12 protein-coding genes are annotated in these 17405 nt (G+C 71.3%); 8 read left to right on the forward strand and 4 right to left on the reverse strand.

Features of this window, described 5'->3' with window-relative positions:
• The first annotated feature begins 3 nt into the window (after positions 1-3).
• The 7 genes from CHC09_RS01230 to CHC09_RS01265 all read left to right on the forward strand — a co-directional run bounded on the left by CHC09_RS01230 (position 4) and on the right by CHC09_RS01265 (position 10658).
• A complete protein-coding gene (locus tag CHC09_RS01230; protein WP_089291060.1) occupies positions 4-2226 on the forward strand; it encodes an MMPL family transporter in 2223 nt (740 codons plus the stop codon).
• Complete coding sequence (locus tag CHC09_RS01235) at positions 2219-3067, forward strand: CDP-alcohol phosphatidyltransferase family protein (RefSeq protein WP_089291061.1); 849 nt, start codon at positions 2219-2221, stop codon at positions 3065-3067. Before CHC09_RS01230 ends, CHC09_RS01235 begins: the two co-directional genes overlap by 8 nt.
• 28 nt (positions 3068-3095) lie before the next feature.
• Complete coding sequence (locus tag CHC09_RS01240; RefSeq protein WP_089291062.1) at positions 3096-4775, forward strand: AMP-binding protein; 1680 nt, start codon at positions 3096-3098, stop codon at positions 4773-4775.
• Between the two features lie 33 nt (positions 4776-4808).
• On the forward strand, positions 4809-6599 hold the full coding sequence (locus CHC09_RS47350) for a glycosyltransferase family 39 protein (protein WP_239138101.1): 1791 nt from the start codon (positions 4809-4811) through the stop codon (positions 6597-6599).
• Positions 6600-6646: 47 nt separating this feature from the next.
• Complete coding sequence (locus CHC09_RS01255; protein ID WP_203833024.1) at positions 6647-8278, forward strand: GMC oxidoreductase; 1632 nt, start codon at positions 6647-6649, stop codon at positions 8276-8278.
• A gap of 394 nt (positions 8279-8672) precedes the next feature.
• The gene (locus tag CHC09_RS01260; RefSeq protein ID WP_089291064.1) at positions 8673-9020 is read left to right on the forward strand and encodes a histone-like nucleoid-structuring protein Lsr2; all 348 of its coding nucleotides are present in this window, start codon (positions 8673-8675) and stop codon (positions 9018-9020) included.
• A gap of 585 nt (positions 9021-9605) precedes the next feature.
• Positions 9606-10658: an NAD-dependent epimerase/dehydratase family protein gene (locus CHC09_RS01265; RefSeq protein ID WP_089291788.1), complete on the forward strand. Its 1053-nt coding sequence runs from the start codon at positions 9606-9608 to the stop codon at positions 10656-10658.
• Positions 10659-10660: 2 nt separating this feature from the next.
• Here CHC09_RS01265 and CHC09_RS01270 read toward each other — a convergent pair whose 3' ends face one another.
• Positions 10661-13678, reverse strand: coding sequence for a putative bifunctional diguanylate cyclase/phosphodiesterase (locus tag CHC09_RS01270; protein WP_089291065.1), 3018 nt, complete (start codon positions 13676-13678; stop codon positions 10661-10663).
• An 86-nt stretch (positions 13679-13764) separates the two neighbouring features.
• On the opposite strand from CHC09_RS01270, the gene CHC09_RS01275 reads away from it, so the two are divergent.
• Positions 13765-14391 (forward strand): class I SAM-dependent methyltransferase, encoded by a 627-nt coding sequence (locus CHC09_RS01275; RefSeq protein ID WP_089291066.1) that lies wholly within the window; start codon positions 13765-13767, stop codon positions 14389-14391.
• 22 nt (positions 14392-14413) lie between these two features.
• Here CHC09_RS01275 and CHC09_RS01280 read toward each other — a convergent pair whose 3' ends face one another.
• From CHC09_RS01280 to CHC09_RS01290, 3 genes are all read right to left on the reverse strand, one after another.
• Positions 14414-15166: an ROK family protein gene (locus CHC09_RS01280; protein ID WP_089291789.1), complete on the reverse strand. Its 753-nt coding sequence runs from the start codon at positions 15164-15166 to the stop codon at positions 14414-14416.
• Positions 15167-15206: 40 nt separating this feature from the next.
• Positions 15207-15929 carry a dethiobiotin synthase gene (bioD, locus tag CHC09_RS01285; RefSeq protein ID WP_089291790.1) on the reverse strand — a complete coding sequence of 241 codons (723 nt, stop codon included), beginning with the start codon at positions 15927-15929 and terminating at the stop codon, positions 15207-15209.
• A gap of 326 nt (positions 15930-16255) precedes the next feature.
• Entirely contained in the window at positions 16256-17392 is a 1137-nt protein-coding gene (locus tag CHC09_RS01290; RefSeq protein WP_089291067.1) for an 8-amino-7-oxononanoate synthase, read from the reverse strand.
• Positions 17393-17405: the final 13 nt, after the last annotated feature.

Consider the following 17405-nt stretch of genomic DNA (forward strand, 5'->3'; position numbering starts at 1 on the left):
GATATGACCTCTCTGACACCGACCCGCCCCCGGACCGGGAGCGACGAACAGCACGTCGCTCCCGGTCCGGTGGTTCGGTTCGTCGCCCGCCGCCCCAAGTTCGTCCTGCTCGTCGCCCTGCTGCTGGCCGCGCTCGCCGCCGCCTTCAGCGGCGGCGTGGTGGGCGCGTTGAAAGCCGGAGGATTCGACGATCCGGACACCGATTCGGTACGCGCCCGGCAGGTGCTCACCGAGCACTTCCGCACCGCCGACCCGAACCTGGTGGTGCTGATCTCCAAACCCGGCGGCAGCGTCGACGACCCGGACACCCAGGCCGTGGCGCAGCAGGTCACCCAGCGGCTCGCCACCACGGCCGGGGTCACCGTGGCCGGTTCCTACTGGGTGAACCGCCTGCCCCAGCTGGCCAGCCGCACCCACGACAAGGGCATGGTGCTGGTCCATGTGGACGGTGACGAGGATCAGAGTGCGGACCGGGTGGCCGACCTGCACCACTCGGTCGCGCGGGACGGCCCGATCAGCGTGTCGTTCGGCGGCATCACCCAGATCAACAACGACATCAACGACCAGGTCACCAAGGACCTGACCACCGCCGAGTCGATCGCCATCCCGATCACCCTGTTGCTGTTGCTGCTCGTCTTCGGGACGGTCGGCGCCGCCGGTGCGCCGCTGCTGATCGGGCTCTTCTCGATCGTCACCACGCTCGGCACGCTGCGGCTGCTGGCGGCGATCACCGACGTCTCGGTGTTCTCGGTCAACATGGCCACCGCCCTCGGGCTGGGCCTGGCGGTGGATTACAGCCTGCTGTTCGTCTCGCGGTACCGCGAGGAGCGGGCGGTCTGCCCGGACCCGGTGACGGCGCTGGGCAACACCATGCGTACGGCCGGACGGACCATCGTGTTCAGCGCCGCGACCGTGGCCGTGGCGCTCTGCAGCCTGCTGGTGTTCCCGCAGTACTTCCTGCGCTCGTTCGCCTACGCCGGGATCGCCGTGGTGGTGACCACGGTCGGCGCCGCTCTGCTGGTGCTGCCCGCCCTGCTCCGGGTGCTCGGGAACCGGATCGACAGATGGGCGCTGTGGAAGCCCGGGACCGAGTCGACGTTCTGGGCCCGGCTGGCGGCGTTCGTGCTGCGCCGGCCGATCCTGACCGCGACCCCGGTGATCCTGATCCTGATCGGGCTCGCGATCCCTTTCGGGCACGTGCGCTTCGGTCTGGCCGACGACCGGGTGCTGCCCAAGGCCGCGGAGAGCCGGGTCGTGGCGGACACCGTCCGCACCGAGTTCACCGACACCGGCAGCGGGGCCACCGTTATCGTCGCCAGGCACTGGGGCCACGGCACGGACGCGCGGATCCGGGCCGCCGACTACGCCGCCCGGCTCTCCGAGGTGCCCGGCGTGACCCGGGTGGACAGCATGGTCGGGACGTACCAGCGCGGGGTGATCGTGGTCGCCGCGGGGCACCCCGACGCCCGCTTCGTGAACGGCGACGCGACCTGGTTCTCGGTGGTCAACGAGGCCGAGCCGTACTCGGACGCCGGTGCCGACCTGGCCCGTGCGATCCGTGCCGTGCCGGTCCCGGCCGAGGTTCCGGTGCTGGTCACCGGGCCGGCGGCGCAACTGGTGGACACCATCGGCTCGATCGGCGCCCGGCTGCCGCTCGCTGGGATCCTGATCGTGGTCACCACGTTCCTGCTGCTCTTCCTGCTCACCGGCAGTGTGCTGCTACCGCTGAAGGCGCTGCTGCTGAACCTGCTGACGATGAGCGCGGTGTTCGGCGTGGCGGTCTGGGTCTTCCAGGACGGCAACCTCTCCGAGCTGCTCAGGCAGACCGGTACACCGCTCGCGGTGGGCATCCCGGTGCTGCTGTTCTGCGTGGCGTTCGGCCTCTCGATGGACTATGAGGTGTTCGTGCTGTCGCGGGTGATCGAGCGGTACGAGCAGGGCGCGGACCTGCACACCGCGGTCGTCGAGGGGATGTCGCGCAGCGTCCGGGTGATCAGCGCGGCGGCCGGCATCCTGTCGGTGTCCTTCCTGGCCATGCTCTCGTCCGGGGTGTCGCTGATCCAGTTCTTCGGCCTCTGCGCCAGCCTGGCCATCATCCTGGACACGCTGCTGGTCCGGCCGGTACTGGTGCCGGCCTTCATGCGGGTGGCCGGGCGGTGGAACTGGTGGGCGCCGCGCCCGCTGCGGGCACTGCACGCCCGGTTGGGGCTGCGGGAGCATGGCTGACGGAGCCTGTACCAGCCGGCATCCGGCTTTGCGGGAGATCCGGGAACGTACGTACAAACCGGTCGACGCGTGGTGGACCGTCCTCCTCGTCGATCCACTCGCGTCCCGGCTGGTACGCCTGGTAGCGCCGTACCGGTGGCTCACGCCGAACGTGCTGACCCTGATCGCGACGGTGATCGGGGCCGGCGCCATGGCCGGTTTCGCCCGCGGCGACCAGCGGGGACTGATCGTCGGAGCGGTCCTGTTCCACCTCAGCTTCGTGGTCGACTGCATGGACGGCAAGATCGCCCGGCTGAACGGGACCGGCACCGTCTTCGGACAGTGGCTGGACTTCGTTCTCGACCGGGTCCGGGTCTTCTTCTGCGCGCTCACCCTCTTCGGTGGCCAGTACGCGCGGCACCACGACGTCGCCTACCTCTGGCTGATGTCCGTGGCGATCTTCCTGGACCTGATCCGCTACCTCAACGGCGGCCAGGTGGACAAGGTCCGCCGAGGGATGGCCGAGGAGCTCGACGCGCTGGGGTTCCCGGTCGAGTCCGGCGACGAGCCACGGTCCCTGACAGGCCGGGCCGGTGCCTGCCTGAGGCGCAACCGGATCCGGACCCACCTGTTCAGCGGCATCGAGTACGAGATGTTCGTCTACATCATCGGCCCGCTGACCGGCCTGATCTTCGAGGTGACGATCTTCTCCGGGGCGGCGCTGCTGCTCTTCGAGTTCGTTCTGATCATCCGGCTGCACCAGGCGACGAAGGCGTTCCCGGCGCGGCTGGCGGCCGCCCGGGCGAGCGTGTCGCCGGCGGACTCCGAGCCGGTCCCGGTGGCGGCACCCGCCAGCCGGTAGCAGACTGACGGGGCCGCTAGGAGGAGCCATGCCCGACACCGAGGCGACCGCCGGGTTCCGGCGGGCGCGGGACTTCCTGCTCGCCCACCGCGAGAACTACCCCGTCGCGTACGAGGAGTTCGCCTGGCCCCGGCTCGACCGGTTCAACTGGGCGCTCGACTGGTTCGACGTGATCGCGGCGGGCAACGACGCCCCCGCGCTCTGGATCGTCGAGGAGGACGGCAGCGAGCAGCGCTTCTCGTTCGCCGAGATGTCCGAACGCTCCAGTCGGGTCGCCAACTGGCTGCGCGAGCAGGGCGTGCGTCGCGGCGACCGGATCGTGGTGATGCTCGGCAACCAGGTCGAGCTCTGGGAGACCGTGCTCGCCGGGATCAAGCTGGGCGCGGTGCTGATCCCGGCGACTCCGCTGCTCGGCGCGGCCGACCTGGCGGCCCGGGTGACCCGTGGCGGCGCCCGGCACGTGATCGCGATAGGTTCTGCGGCCGGCAGGTTCGACCAGGTCGACCCGGCGGTGACCCGGATCGCGGTGGGCCCGGCGCAGGGCTGGCGCGACTTCCGCTCGGCGTACCGGGCGAGCGCCGCCTTCAGCCCCGACGGCGTGACCCGGGCCGACGACACCCTGCTGCTCTACTTCACCTCCGGCACCACGGCACTGCCGAAGCTGGTCGAGCACACCCACGTGTCGTACCCGGTCGGTCACCTCTCGACCATGTACTGGATCGGCCTGCGCCCCGGCGACGTGCACCTGAACATCTCGTCACCGGGCTGGGCGAAACACGCCTGGAGCAACGTCTTCGCCCCGTGGAACGCGGAGGCCTGCGTCTTCATCCACAACTACACCCGGTTCGACGCGTCCCGGCTAATGGCCGAGATGCAGCGGGCCGGGGTGACCAGCTTCTGCGCGCCGCCGACGGTCTGGCGGATGCTGATCCAGGCCGACCTGACCGAGCTGAAGACGCCCCCGCGGGTCGCCGTCGGCGCCGGCGAACCGCTGAACCCCGAGGTGATCGAGCAGGTCAGGGCGAAGTGGGGGGTGATCATCCGGGACGGGTTCGGGCAGACCGAGACGTCCGTGCAGATCGCCAACACGCCCGGTCAGCCGGTCCGGGCGGGGTCGATGGGGCGTCCGGTGCCGGGCTTCCGGATCGCCCTGCTCGACCCGGCGACCGGGCGGGAGTCGAGCGAGGGCGAGATCTGCGTCGCGATGGAGCCCCGGCCGGTCGGGCTGATGGTCGGCTACCACGGTGATCCCGGACTGACCGCCGAGCGGATGGCCGACGGGTACTACCACACCGGCGACGTGGCCTCGCGGGACTCCGACGGCTACATCACGTACGTGGGCCGGACCGATGACGTGTTCAAGGCCTCCGACTACCGGATCTCGCCGTTCGAGCTGGAGAGTGTGCTGATCGAGCACGAGGCGGTGGTGGAGGCCGCGGTGGTGCCCTCCCCCGATCCGGTACGGCTGGCCGTGCCGAAGGCGTACGTGCTGCTCGCCGAGGGCTGGGCGGCGGACGAGGCGACGGCGGCGGCGATCTTCGCGCACGCCCGGGAGCACATGCCGCCGTACGCGCGGATCCGCCGGCTGGAGTTCACCGACCTGCCCAAGACCATCTCCGGCAAGATCCGCCGGGTCGAGTTGCGCGCCGCCGAGCGGGAGAAACACGCCGACCCGTCGGCCAGACCGGCCGGGGAGTTCACCGGCTGATCATGCACTCGGTGCACGGGCTATCTTTGCCCGATGCTGCGACGACGCTGGTTGTACCTGGTTGCAGTCGTTGCGATGTTGGGGCAGATGGCGTTCGCCATGGTGACCACAGCGGTGCAGCTGACGCCGACGATCGACGAGCCGGTGTACCTGGCGACCGCCGAGGTGTACACGCAACAGCACAGCCTGAGGTACAACCCGGAGCATCCACCGCTCGGCAAGCTGATCATGGCGGCGGGGCTGGCGTTCGAGGACGTGGGTGAGCTGGATCCGGCGTACCCGGGAAGTCAGTCCGCGCTCGGGCGGCATCTGCTCTACGAGAGCGGGAACAATCCGTTCCGACTGCTGCTCGCGGCCCGGATGCCGATCATCCTGCTCACGCTGCTGTTCGGGCTGGTGGTCCTGGCGTTCGCGCGGGACGTGGCCGGGCCGGTGGGCGGGCTGATCGCGCTGGCGCTCTACTCGTTCTCGCCGGACGTGATCGCGCACGGATCGCTGGCCACGCTCGACGTTCCGGCGGCGGGGCTGCTGTTCACGGCGTTCTGGCTGGTGTGGCGGGGGCGGAACCGGCCGTACCGCTATCTTCCGCTGGCTGGGCTGGCCCTCGGCGCGGCGCTGGCGACCCGGGCGAGCGCGCTTCCCGCCGTACCGCTGCTGGTTCTGCTCGCCGCCCTCTCCATGTGGCACGCGCAGCGGGCCCGCGAACCTCAGCCACCCACCGCCTCCGAGCCCGCCGACAACCCCCCGCTGGAGAAGACGACGGAGGAGGGCACTGCCGGCGCCCCGCCGAAGGAGACGGCGGAAGGGGGCACGGCCGGCGCCCTGCCGAAGGAGATGACGGAGGAGGGTACGACCGACGCCCCGCCGAAGGAGACGACGGTGCGAAGCGCGACGACGAAGCGGCTGCTCAGCAGCGCGGCCGCCGCGGTCGGCACCGGACTCATCGCGGTCGCCGTCGTCTGGATCGTCTACCTGGCCGTGGACCCGCACCTGCGCTGGACCACCCCGGTGGGTCTGCCGCACCCGGGCGGGCTGAAGGGCCTGGCCGTCGACTGGCTGCCGTTCCCCCAGGCCTACCGGGACGGGCTGCTGATGCAGTTCAAGCTGGAGCTGCGCACCTACAACGGCTTCCTGCTGGGGCACGGCTACAAGGGCCACCTGTGGTTCTATCTGCCGGCCGCCCTGGTGATCAAGACTCCGCTGGGGATGCTGGCGCTCTGGGCGGCCGGGGCGCTCACCATGATTTTCATTCCCCGGCTCCGGGTGGCCGCACTCTACGTGCTGCCGGTCTCCGCGGTGCTGCTGCTGGTCGCGATGACGGGCTCCCGTTCGTACGGCACCCGGTATGCGATCTTCCTGCCGCTCTTCCTCGCCGTCGCGGCCGGCACCGTCGCGCTGGTCCGGATCCGCTGGGCCCGGGTGACGACCGCGCTGCTCGTCCTCTTCGTCGCGGTCAGTTCGCTGCGGACGTTCCCGTACTACCTGCCGTACTCGAACGAGGCTTTCGGCGGCACCGCCGACACCCACCTCAACCTGCACGACTCCAACGTCGACTGGGGTCAGGACCTGGCCCGGCTCGCGCAGAAGCTGAAGACGGACTATCCGGGTGAGCAGACCTGGCTGATCTACAAGGGCAGCGGTGTGCCGGCGTACTACGGCATCGACGCGGCCGACCCATACACGGTCCCGGTGGACCAGGTCCACGGCATCCTCGTCATCTCCGACTCGCGGGTCGCGCTGGCCAGCGCCCGGCTGAAGCAGCTGCTCACCGGCGCTACCCCGATCGGCCAGGTTGGATATTCCATGACGATCTACCGTCGCTGAAACCGGGTCTAGCGGTTACTGGCGGGTAATGCTTAGGTGATGCGATGATGGACTACGACATCGTGATCGTGGGCAGCGGTTTCGGCGGCAGCGTCAGCGCACTGCGCCTGGCGGAGAAGGGTTACCGGGTCGGGGTGCTCGAGGCCGGCCGCCGCTTCACCCCCGAGACGCTGCCGAAGACGTCGTGGGACCTGCGGAACTTCCTCTGGGCGCCGAAGCTCGGCATGCGCGGCATCCAGCGGATCACCCTGCTCAAGGACATCATGGTGCTCTCCGCGGCGGGTGTCGGCGGCGGTTCGCTGGTCTACGCGAACACGCTCTACCAGCCGCCCGCCCCGTTCTTCGCCGATCCGCGCTGGGCCGGCATCACCGACTGGGCGCACGAGCTGGCACCGCACTACGACCAGGCGTCCCGGATGCTCGGCGTGACCGAGCAACCGACGATGACACCCTCCGATGTGGTGATCAAGCAGGTCGCCGAGGACATGGGGGTCGGGCACACGTTCCGGCGTACGCCGGTCGGGGTGTTCTTCGGCGAGCCGGGCAAGACCGTGCCCGATCCCTACTTCGGCGGCGCCGGACCGGAACGGACCGGCTGCGTCGAGTGCGGCAACTGCATGATCGGCTGCACGCTCGGCGCGAAGAACCGGCTCGACGTCAACTACCTCTATCTCGCGGAGCGCAAAGGCGCCACCGTGCACCCGGACACCGAGGTCACCGCGGTCCGGCCGGACGGCGACGGCTGGCGGGTGGAGACCCGCAACGGCACGTTCACCGCCGGCCAGGTGATCCTCTCGGCCGGCGCGCTCGGCACCCAACGGCTGCTGCACGCGATGCGGGACACCGGGGTGCTGCCCGGGCTCTCCGCTCGGCTCGGCTCGCTGACCAGGACGAACTCCGAGGCGTTGCTCGGCGCGGAGACCAAGCAGGTGCCCGCCGCGCCGTTCAGCCAGGGGGTGGCGATCACCTCGTCGTTCCACCCGGACCCGAACACCCACATCGAGCCGGTCCGTTACGGCCCCGGCAGCAACGCCATGGGCCTGCTCTCCACGCTGCTGGTGGACGGTGGTGGCCGGGTGCCGCGCCCGCTCAAGTTCCTCTGGCAGTGCCTGCGGCACCCGCTCGTGCTGGCTTATTCGCTCTCGGCCCGGCGGTGGAGCGACCGGACGATCATCGCCCTGGTCATGCAGACCCTGGACAACTCGCTGACGGTACGCCGCACCCGGCGCGGCCGGTTGACCACCAGCCCGGGGCACGGCGACCCGAACCCGACCTGGATCCCGGTCGGGCACGAGGCCGTCCGCCGGATCGCCGACCGGATCGACGGATTCCCCGGTGGCACCGTCGGGGACATCTTCAACATCCCGATGACCGCGCACATCCTGGGCGGCGCCACGATCGGCGCGGACGCGAGCAGCGGCGTGGTGGACGCGTACCACCGGGTCTTCGGCCATCCGGGACTGCACGTGGTGGACGGCTCCGCGGTGCTGGCCAATCTCGGGGTGAACCCGTCGCTGACCATCACCGCCCTCGCGGAGCGCGCCATCTCGCTCTGGCCGAACCGGGGCGAGACGGACCCCCGGCCGCCGCTCGGCGCGGAGTATCAGCGGGTCCAACCGGTCGCGCCGCACTCGCCGGCGGTGCCCGCGCACGCTCCGGCGGCCCTGCGCCAACGGTGAGCTGAGGTCCCCCAGCGGCCGCCCGGGTGTCAGAACCCGGACAGCCGGCGGTTGGGGCGAGCCACCCCGGCACCGGAGAATCGGCGACGAGGCGGCTCGAGTCAGTGAGCACTGCTCAGCGGCGGCGCGAGGAGCTGGGAGCGCTCCCACCTGTGACGTTACCGCACATTCACAGGTTCGAAAAGAGGTAGCGGCAAGCCTTTCCCACCAGCGACCACCACCCTCCGCTGCCGGGCGGATGCGCAGCGGAATTGCGACATGCCAAGGAGGCAATTTGCAATTAGTGCCATGTGCGCGACACAATGAATGAGACGACGACTATTCGCGGCACGCACCCCCCTTCGCTCGCGTACAGCCGTCACCCAAATGACATCGCTGTAGGAGCGAACACCACATGGCCAAGCAGATAATTACCCTTCTGACCGACGACCTCGACGGCGGCGAGGCCGACCGCACCGTCGAATTCGGACTCGACGGCGTGAACTACACGATCGACCTGTCCGAGAAGAACGCCGGCAAGCTGCGCAAGGCTCTGGAACCGTTCCTCACCGCGGCCACCCGGCTGGGCCGTTCCGGCGCCACTCAGGCGGTTGCCCGGCGGGCCACGCCGGCCGCCACCAGCCGGTCCAGCCGTGACCAGAATCAGGCCATTCGGGAGTGGGCGAACAAGAACGGCTACCCCGTTTCCGAGCGCGGCCGGATCCCGAGCAACGTCGTCGAGGCGTACCACGCCAAGCGCTAGTCGGACCGTCTGTTGTAAACGGCGCCACCGGGTCACCCGGTGGCGCCGTTTTTCGTAAGAAAAGCCTGGTCACGCCGGTGCGGCGGCTGACGCCGTTCCAGCGATGACCAAAGTCAATCAGAGCCCGCCGACGGCCGATACCAGCGGATTTCCGCCGATCAGGCCGGGGAACGACCGAGCCGCCATGATCGGAGAACATCGGCTCGGGGGACAATTCGCCGGACCGGAGTAGGGCGGTTCGACCGCCGACTCCGGCGCGCCCGGAATGCCCGGCGCGGCGCGGCGGGAACCTTCCGGGGACGCCGATCCGCCGGACCGGCTAATTCGTGGTCATGGTCGCGGAACGGGCGCGGGCACCGGTCGTACCGGAAAGGTCGTGCTGATCGCCGGGGAAAACGGCGCCGGGCCGTTCCGGAAACCATGACGCCGGGCCGGTACCGATACGGCCTGTCGTTCCTTCCCTGTGAAGCCCGGCGGAAACCGATGGTCCGCCGGGTACCAATCCCATCGCCTGAGAAAACCGGGGACACGATGAATGGTCCCGGGAAACAGATTCGATCACGGCCGGTGGGGTACGCCTCCGACATGCGTGTCGTCATCGTGGGCGCGACCGGTAACTCCGGCACCGCGCTGTTACGCCGCCTCCGCACCGAACCGGACGTCGAGGCGATCGGGATCGCCCGTCGCGCACCCGAGAACAACGGTCCCTACGCCGGCCTGGAATGGCACTCTGTCGACGTCGGCCGGGACGACGCCCCGCGGCGGCTGGTCCGAATCTTCGACGGCGCCGACGCGGTGGTGAACCTGGCGTGGCAGATCCAGCCCAGCCACGACGCCCGGCGGCTGTACCGGACGAACGTGCTGGGCAGCCGCACGGTGTTCCAGGCGGCTCTGCGGGCCGGCGTCGCCACCCTGGTGCAAGCGTCCTCGGTCGGGGTCTACGCGCCGGGACCGAAATGGGCGTACGTCAAGGAGACGTGGCTGCGCACCGGCATCCCGGAGTCGTCCTACAGCCGGCACAAGGCGATGGTCGAGCGAATGCTCGACGAGATCGAGTCGGATCATCCGACGTTGCGGGTGGTACGGATCCGGCCCGGGCTGATCTTCCAGCGGGACGCCGGAACCGAGATCGGACGGTACTTCGCCGGGCCACTGGTACCCGTCCGGCTGCTGCGCCTCGGCTGGGTGCCGCTGCTGCCGGCGAACCCGGGACTGCGGCTGCAAGCGGTGCACGCGGACGACGTGGCCGACGCCTATCTGAGGGTGCTGCGGGCCGACGTACGCGGGGCGTTCAACATCGCGGCCGAGCCGGTGCTCGATCCGGCGACGCTGGCCAGGGAGTTCCACGGGATCCCCGTACCGGTTCCGGGATTCGCCCTGCAGGGCGCCGCGGCGCTGAGCTGGTGGCTGCGCCTGCAACCGGTGGACCGGGGCTGGGTGAAGCTCGCCCTCAAGGCGCCACTGATGTGCTGCGACCGGGCGGCCGGGGAGCTCGGATGGCGCCCGGAGACGGATGCGGTCAGTGCGTTGCGCGAGGTGGTGGCCGGGCTGGCGGAGCGGGCCGGGCGACCGGAGTCGCCGCCCCTGCGGCCCGGCACGAGCCGATCGGGGCTGCTGCGCGGACGGCGCGACCCGTAGCCTCAGACGGCGGCGACGGCGCCGGTCATCCAGGCGAGCACTTCCGTGGAGCTCAACGGGCTGGAGAACAGGAAGCCCTGCCCCAGCGGGCAGCCCATCTGCACCAGCAGATCCCGGCGGGTCACATCCTCGATCCCCTCGGCCACGACGGTGAGCTGCAACGACCGGGCCAGACTGACGATCCCGCCGACCAGCTGCGGGCTGCTCGGCATGTCGTCGATGAAGGACTTGTCGATCTTCACAACGTCGATCGGGTGCTGGCGCAGATAGCCGAGCGACGAGTACCCGGTGCCGAAGTCGTCGATGGCGATCCGGATACCCATCTCGCGCAGCGTGCTGAGATCCGCCCAGACCCGCTGCTCGTCGTCCTTCATCAGCAGGGTCTCGGTGATCTCCAGCATCAACGACTCCGGCGGCACCCCGGTACGGTGCAGCGCGTTGCGGACGTGCTCGACGAAGCCGGCCTCCCGGAACTGGCGGACCGAGACGTTCACGGCGACGTACGGCGACCGGCCGGACGGCAGGATCCGCCGCCAGTCGGCGACCGTGTGCAGCGCCTCCTCCAGCACCCAGCGACCCATCGGCACGATCAGGCCGCTCTCCTCGGCCACCTCGATGAACTGGTCCGGGGTGACCACGCCGCGGTTCGGGTGGGCCCAGCGGACCAGCGCCTCGAAACCGACCGCCGCGCCGTCGGTCAGATCCACGATCGGCTGGTAGTGCAGCAGGAAATGGCCCTCGTTGACCGCGTGGTCCAGCGCCGAGCGCAGCTCCAGCCGCTCCACCATCTCGTCGTGCAGGTGCCGCTGGTAGCGCCGCCACTGGTTCTTGCCGGCCCCTTTGGCCACGTAGAGCGCGAGATCGGCCTGGCGCAGCAGCTCGTCCGAGTCGGACGCCTCGAGCGTCGTGGTGATGCCGATGCTGGCCACCGCGTGCAGCGTCTTCGCGTCCGTCGCGATCGGCGGCGCGAGCGCGGCCAGGATCCGCGTCGCGGTCTCCTCCACCGCACCCGGATCGTTCACGTTCTCCACCAGCGCGGCGAACTCGTCGCCGCCGAGCCGCGCCGCGGTGTCGTCGGCGCGCAGCGAGCCGGCGATCCGGTGCGCCACCTCGATCAGCAACTGGTCGCCGACCGCGTGCCCGAGCGTGTCGTTGACGATCTTGAAGTCGTCCAGGTCGATGAAGAGCACGCCGACCACCGAGCCGTCCCGGGCACCGCGAGCCAGCGCGTGCTTGAGCCGGTCGGCGAAGAGCACCCGGTTGGCCAGGCCGGTCATCGCGTCGTGGAACGCCTGGTGGATCAGCTCCTGTTCGAGCTTCCGCTGCTCGGTGACGTCCCGCATGGTGACGACCAGGCCGGCAACGCTGCGGTCGGCGCGCAGGTCCCGGCAGTGCAGTTCGAGCAGCAGTTCAGTGCCCCGGGCGTTCACCGCCCGGAAGTCGACCTGCTGGGCCGGATCACCGTCGCGGACCGCGGCGAGCACCTCGACCAGCCGGGCCCGATCCCCCTCGTGGATCACGTCGGGCAGGCGCACCCCGGTCGGATCCGCGCCGAAGACACCCAGGGCGGACGGGCTGACGTACCGGATCCGGTCGTCCTCCTCGATGATGGTGATCACGTCGGCGGTGTTCAGGATCAGCGTCCGGAAGTACGCCTCGCTGTTGCGCTGGTTCACCTCGTAGCTGAGCGCGATCCGCTCCAGGGCCAGCGCCACCTGCCCGGCCAGCACCTCCACCGATCGCCGCAGCTCGCGCAGCGCCGCACCGGGCGCGCCCACGTGCAGCACCCCGACCAGCGGGTCTCCGGTCGGCCGGTCCTGCAACACCATCGGGCAGCGCAACGTCTCGGCGAACTGGGTGAGCCGGACCGCGACCGCCCAGTCGACGTCCCGGGTCTGCACCAGCCGGGCCGCGGTGCCGGTCGCCCGGTCCACCGCGGCCTGCGCGGCGGCCTCCGGGGACAGCGGCTCGACCTGCGTGATGCTGATCGCGAGCACCACACCGTGCGGCACGTCGCCGGGCAGCAGCTGGGCCACCGCGGTCCGCACCGCCAGCCCGACCGTCTCCGCGTCGGCCGCCGAGACCAGCGCCGCCGACGCCTCGCGCAGCGCCCGCTCCCGCGTCACCGCCTGCCGGTGGCTGGTCATGATCCCGGACATCCGGGCCAGTACGAGCATCAGCATCAGCAGGCTGAGCAGAGCCACCAGGAACAGGCCGGCCACCTGGCTGCCCTGGAACAGCTTGACCAGCAGCACGGTCGGTGCGACCAGGGCGGCCACCACGAGCAGCGCGAGCCGGCCATGGCTGGTGGACTCCACGACCGGGGCCGTCGACTCCCGGGTCAGCTCGGCCATCGACGGGATCAGCGCGGCCATCCCGGCGGTCGCGTAGAGCGCGAGCTGGCCGTACGCGGACGCCCCGGCCACGTCGGCGATCAGCATCACCCCGGTGCCCGCGCCCAGCCAGTAACCCGAGGCGACCAGCCGGCCGGGGAGCGTGGCGAGCCGGATCAGCAGGCCCAGGCAGAGCAGGTCGGCCAGCGGCAGGGCCAGATCCAGGCCGAACGTGGTCAAGCTGGACATTCGCGGGCCGACCACGAACGTCCAGATCAGCAACGCCACCCCGGAGGTGACGATGAGCGCGTCGAGCAGCCCGGGCACGTCCCGCGACGCGCCGGTCCGGCGGCTGACGAAAACGGCCAGCGCGACCGCCAGCACCGGGTACGAGGCCAGCAACAGGATGGCGCCGAACGGTTCCAGCCAGAGCAGCCGGTCGGTCAGGAACGACGGGGCACCGGAGATCGAGGCGCCCAGCCCGGAGAGCGCTGTCGCGCCGGCCAGAAGCCACCAGGGCAGCCGATCGTCCGGCTGACTGCGGTAGGTGCCGAACACCACTGCGGCGGCCGCGGAGAGGCCGGCGACCAGGATCAGCCCGCCGTGCAGCGCCGGCTCCAAGGCGTGGGCCACACCGAGGATCACGATCCAGCCGCCGAAGAGGGTGGCCGGCCACCGCGTCGGCATCCCCGTCACCCTCCCGCGCTAGCTTTCTGCTGACGGACTGATCGGCTCGTAGATCACGGATCTGAGTGAAAGGGCACAATCGTCGGGTGCTTCTCGATTTCGTACGCGCTCACACCGTCCCCGCGCCGGTCCCGTTCGTCCCGGAGATCGATCTCCGGCAGGCCCAGGAACCGATCGCGCTCTGGGAGGCCACCGAGTCCGGCGGCACCGAGCAGCCGCCGCCGTTCTGGGCGTTCGCCTGGGCCGGCGGGCAGGCGCTGGCCCGGCACATCCTGGACGACCCCGGACTGGTCGCCGGCCGCAGCGTGCTGGACCTGGCCACCGGCTCCGGCCTGGTGGCGGTCGCGGCGGCGCGAGCCGGGGCGCGGCCGGTCGTCGCCAACGACATCGACCCGCTGTCGCTGGCGGCGGCCGCGGCCAACGCCGAGGACAACGCGGTCACGATCGAGACGCTCGAGGGCGACCTGCTGGACACCGACGACAAGTACGGCGTGGTGCTGGCCGGGGACGTCTTCTACAGCCGGGAGATGGCCGCGCGGGTGCTGCCGTACCTGCGGCGGGCGGCCGGCCGTGGCTCGCTGGTGCTGGTCGGTGACCCGGGGCGGGCCTACCTGCCGGAGGGCCTGGTCAAGCGGGCCACCTACGACGTGCCGGTGATCGAGGCGCTGGAGAGCTGCACCGTCCGCCGGACCTCGGTCTGGCAGGTCGTCTGATCGCCGGCGGCGGCCGCCGGGATCACCACTGGCCCAGGGTCCAGGCGCGCACGCCGCCGACGATGCCGGCCGTGTTCGGCACCACCACCACGTCGTCGCCCATCCGGGCGAGCTGAGCCGGGGTGATCAGCCGGGAATTGCCGCCGCCCAGGTAGACCCGGTCCCAGAGGAAGACCGGCCGCAGCCCCTCGATCACGTTGCGGACCCGGCGGGACCAGAGCGCGTCGCCCAGCCGGCGACGCTCGTGCTCGCCGATGTAGGTGTCGTAGGACATCCCCCAGCGCACCGGGGCCTGCGACATCTCCAGGTGCGGGGCGAGTTCGCCGCCGTCGAAGAGGGCGCAGCCCAGCCCGGTCCCGAGGGTCAGCACCAGCTCGCAGCCGGTGCCCGCGACCACCCCGGCGCCGTGCACCTCGGCGTCGTTGAGCACCAGGGTCGGCAGCCCGAACGCCTCGGCCAGCGCGGTCCGGGCGTCGAACCCACGCCAGGCCTCGAGCAGCTCGGGATCCACCTTTGTGCGGGGCCCGCTCCTGGTCACGTAGTGCGGGGTGGCCACCACGACACCGTGCCGGATCATGCCGGGCATCCCGACCGTGACCCGGTCCGCGGTGGGTAGCTGGCCACCGAGGTCGACCAGGGTCTTGACGAACAGGTCGGGCGGCAACGGGTACGGAGTCGGCACCCGGATCGGATGAGCCCGCATGGTGCCCGCGTCGTCGAGGACCGAGCCCTTTATGCCGCCACCGCCACAGTCGATCGTCAGGGTGAAAGTCACGCCGCCAGTCTGCATGCCGCCCACCTCCTGCGGAGGGTCGCTATCCCGCTTCTTCGGCCCAAACGCGCCAATTATCCAGCACGCCGTACAGCGCCGGGGTGAGCCAGCCCGGGGCGGAGCGGCGGAAGACGCCGGGATCCATCGATCCAGCACCGGCCGGGAGGGCGCCGACCAGGTGCGGGAGCAGCTCGCTCAGGTTGGCCCAGTGCACCAGCTCCGGATCGGCGGGCCAGGCTCCGAGGATGACCTTGGCGGACACCCCGCGGCGCTCCAGCGCCTCCAGGGTGAGCGCCGTGTGGTTCAGCGTGCCGAGCCCGGCCCGCGCCACCACCAGCACGTTCGCGGCGAGCGTGGTGGCCAGGTCGGCGAAGGTCCAGGGCTCGCCGGACGGGCGCAGGCCCATCGGCACCAGCAGGCCGCCGGCGCCCTCGACCAGGACCAGGTCGTGCTTCTCGGCCTCGGCCCGGATGCCGTCGACGACGTCGAAGAGCTCCAGCGGCGGCAGCTCGGCAACCTTGGCCGCGGCCAGCGGGGCGAGCGGCTCGGGATATTCCGCCAGGGTACGGACGGTGTCGGGACCGGCCAGCCGGGTGACCACCTCGGCGTCGGTCGGGGCGCCGGTGATCGTGCCGGTCTGACCCGGCTTGATGACCGCCACCCGCAGGCCGGCGGCCTGGGCGGCGGCGGCCACGGCGGCGGTGGTGATGGTCTTGCCGACCTCGGTGTCGGTGCCGGTGACCAGGACGATCCCGCGCCACTCGATCGGGTCGGGGGTCCGGCGCGGCGCGGCCGCCGGGGTCTCGGCGGTCTCCGCGGACTCCGGCTCACCCTGCCCGGCGGCTTCCGGCTCGGCAGCCTCCGGCTCCGCCGGTGGGACGATCAAGTCGGCGGCCTCCGGCTCCGTCGGCGGGTCGACCGGGTCGGCGGCCTGATTCGGCTGCCCGCCCCCGTGCGTGTGCAACGGGTCGGCCGGGTCGAGCACCCGCGTCGGCGGCGCGACGGGCAGCCCGTGCCCGCCGCTGCGCCAGCCACGCGGCAACGGGGTGACCGCGACCCCCGGGTAGGAGGCGGTCCGGAGAGGATCGGCGTTCATGGTGCGCACTCCACGATCACGTCCAGGGCCCGGGCGAAGTCCGCTTCGGGCACGCCCGCGTTGACGGTCAGCCGCAGGCGCGAGCTGCCGTCCGGGGTCGAGGGTGGCCGGAAACAGCCGACCGCCACGCCACGATCCCGGCAGTCGGCGGCCCAGGCGACCGCGGCCTCGGGGCCCGGGGCGGGCACCGAGAGCACTCCGGCGGCCGGATCGACGACCGGGTATCCCGCCGCGCGCAGCCGCGCGGCGATCCGGGCACCCCGCTCGAACAGCGTCGCACGCCGGTCCTCAGCGACCCGGGCCAGCTCGATCGCGGCGTGCACGCCGGCCACCACGGCCGGCGGCGGGGCGGTGTCATAGATGAAGGTGCGGCCGGTGTCGATCAGGTGACGGATCACCGGCTCCGCGCCGGCGATCACGCCGCCGGCGCCGCCCAGCGACTTGGAGAGCGTGGCGGTGACGATGACATCGGGCTGCCCGGCCAGGCCGGCCGCCGCGACGCCACCCCCGCCGGAGGGCCCGAGCAGGCCGAGCGCGTGCGCGTCGTCGACGATCAGCAGCGCGCCGCGGGCCGAGGTGACCGCGTGCAGCTCGGCGAGCGGGGCCAGGTCACCGTCGACCGAGAAGACCGACTCGGTGACCACCGCGGCGGTGCGGCCCGGATGCGCGTCCAGGATCGCGGCGACGCCGGCCGGGTCGTTGTGCGGCGCGACCCGCACCGGCCGACCGGAGATCTTGCAGCCGTCGATCAGCGACGCGTGGTTGTACGCGTCGGAGACGACCAGGTCGCAGATCGCGGCGGCGGCGCGGACCACGGCCAGGTTCGCCAGGTAGCCAGAGGAGAAGACCAGCGCGTCGGCGGTGCCGAGCCAGCCGGCCAGCGCCGACTCCAGCGCGGCGTGCGCGTCCGTGCTGCCGCGGACCAGGCGCGACCCGGTGGCGCCGAGCCCGTACACCTCGAGTGCCGACCGCGCCGCGTCGATCACCGCGGGGTGATCGGAAAGGCCGAGGTAATCGTTGCCCGCCAGGTCGACGACCTGGTCGTCGGCCGCTCGCGGCCGCAGCTGACGGGTGAGCCCCGCCTTGGCCCGTTCACGGGCCAGGCGATCGAGCGACTCCAACCAGTCCGCCAAGACGCCCCCAGAG

This window comes from Actinoplanes regularis (assembly GCF_900188005.1).
Lineage (GTDB): Bacteria > Actinomycetota > Actinomycetes > Mycobacteriales > Micromonosporaceae > Actinoplanes > Actinoplanes regularis.

Coding starts and splice junctions, on each gene's coding strand:
- CHC09_RS47350 (WP_239138101.1), top strand. CDS start 4,809: ATGCTGCGACGACGCTGGTTGTACCTGGTTGCAGTCGTTGCGATGTTG.
- CHC09_RS01255 (WP_203833024.1), top strand. CDS start 6,647: ATGGACTACGACATCGTGATCGTGGGCAGCGGTTTCGGCGGCAGCGTC.
- CHC09_RS01270 (WP_089291065.1), bottom strand. CDS start 13,678: ATGCCGACGCGGTGGCCGGCCACCCTCTTCGGCGGCTGGATCGTGATC.
- CHC09_RS01260 (WP_089291064.1), top strand. CDS start 8,673: ATGGCCAAGCAGATAATTACCCTTCTGACCGACGACCTCGACGGCGGC.
- CHC09_RS01235 (WP_089291061.1), top strand. CDS start 2,219: ATGGCTGACGGAGCCTGTACCAGCCGGCATCCGGCTTTGCGGGAGATC.
- CHC09_RS01240 (WP_089291062.1), top strand. CDS start 3,096: ATGCCCGACACCGAGGCGACCGCCGGGTTCCGGCGGGCGCGGGACTTC.
- CHC09_RS01230 (WP_089291060.1), top strand. CDS start 4: ATGACCTCTCTGACACCGACCCGCCCCCGGACCGGGAGCGACGAACAG.
- CHC09_RS01265 (WP_089291788.1), top strand. CDS start 9,606: ATGCGTGTCGTCATCGTGGGCGCGACCGGTAACTCCGGCACCGCGCTG.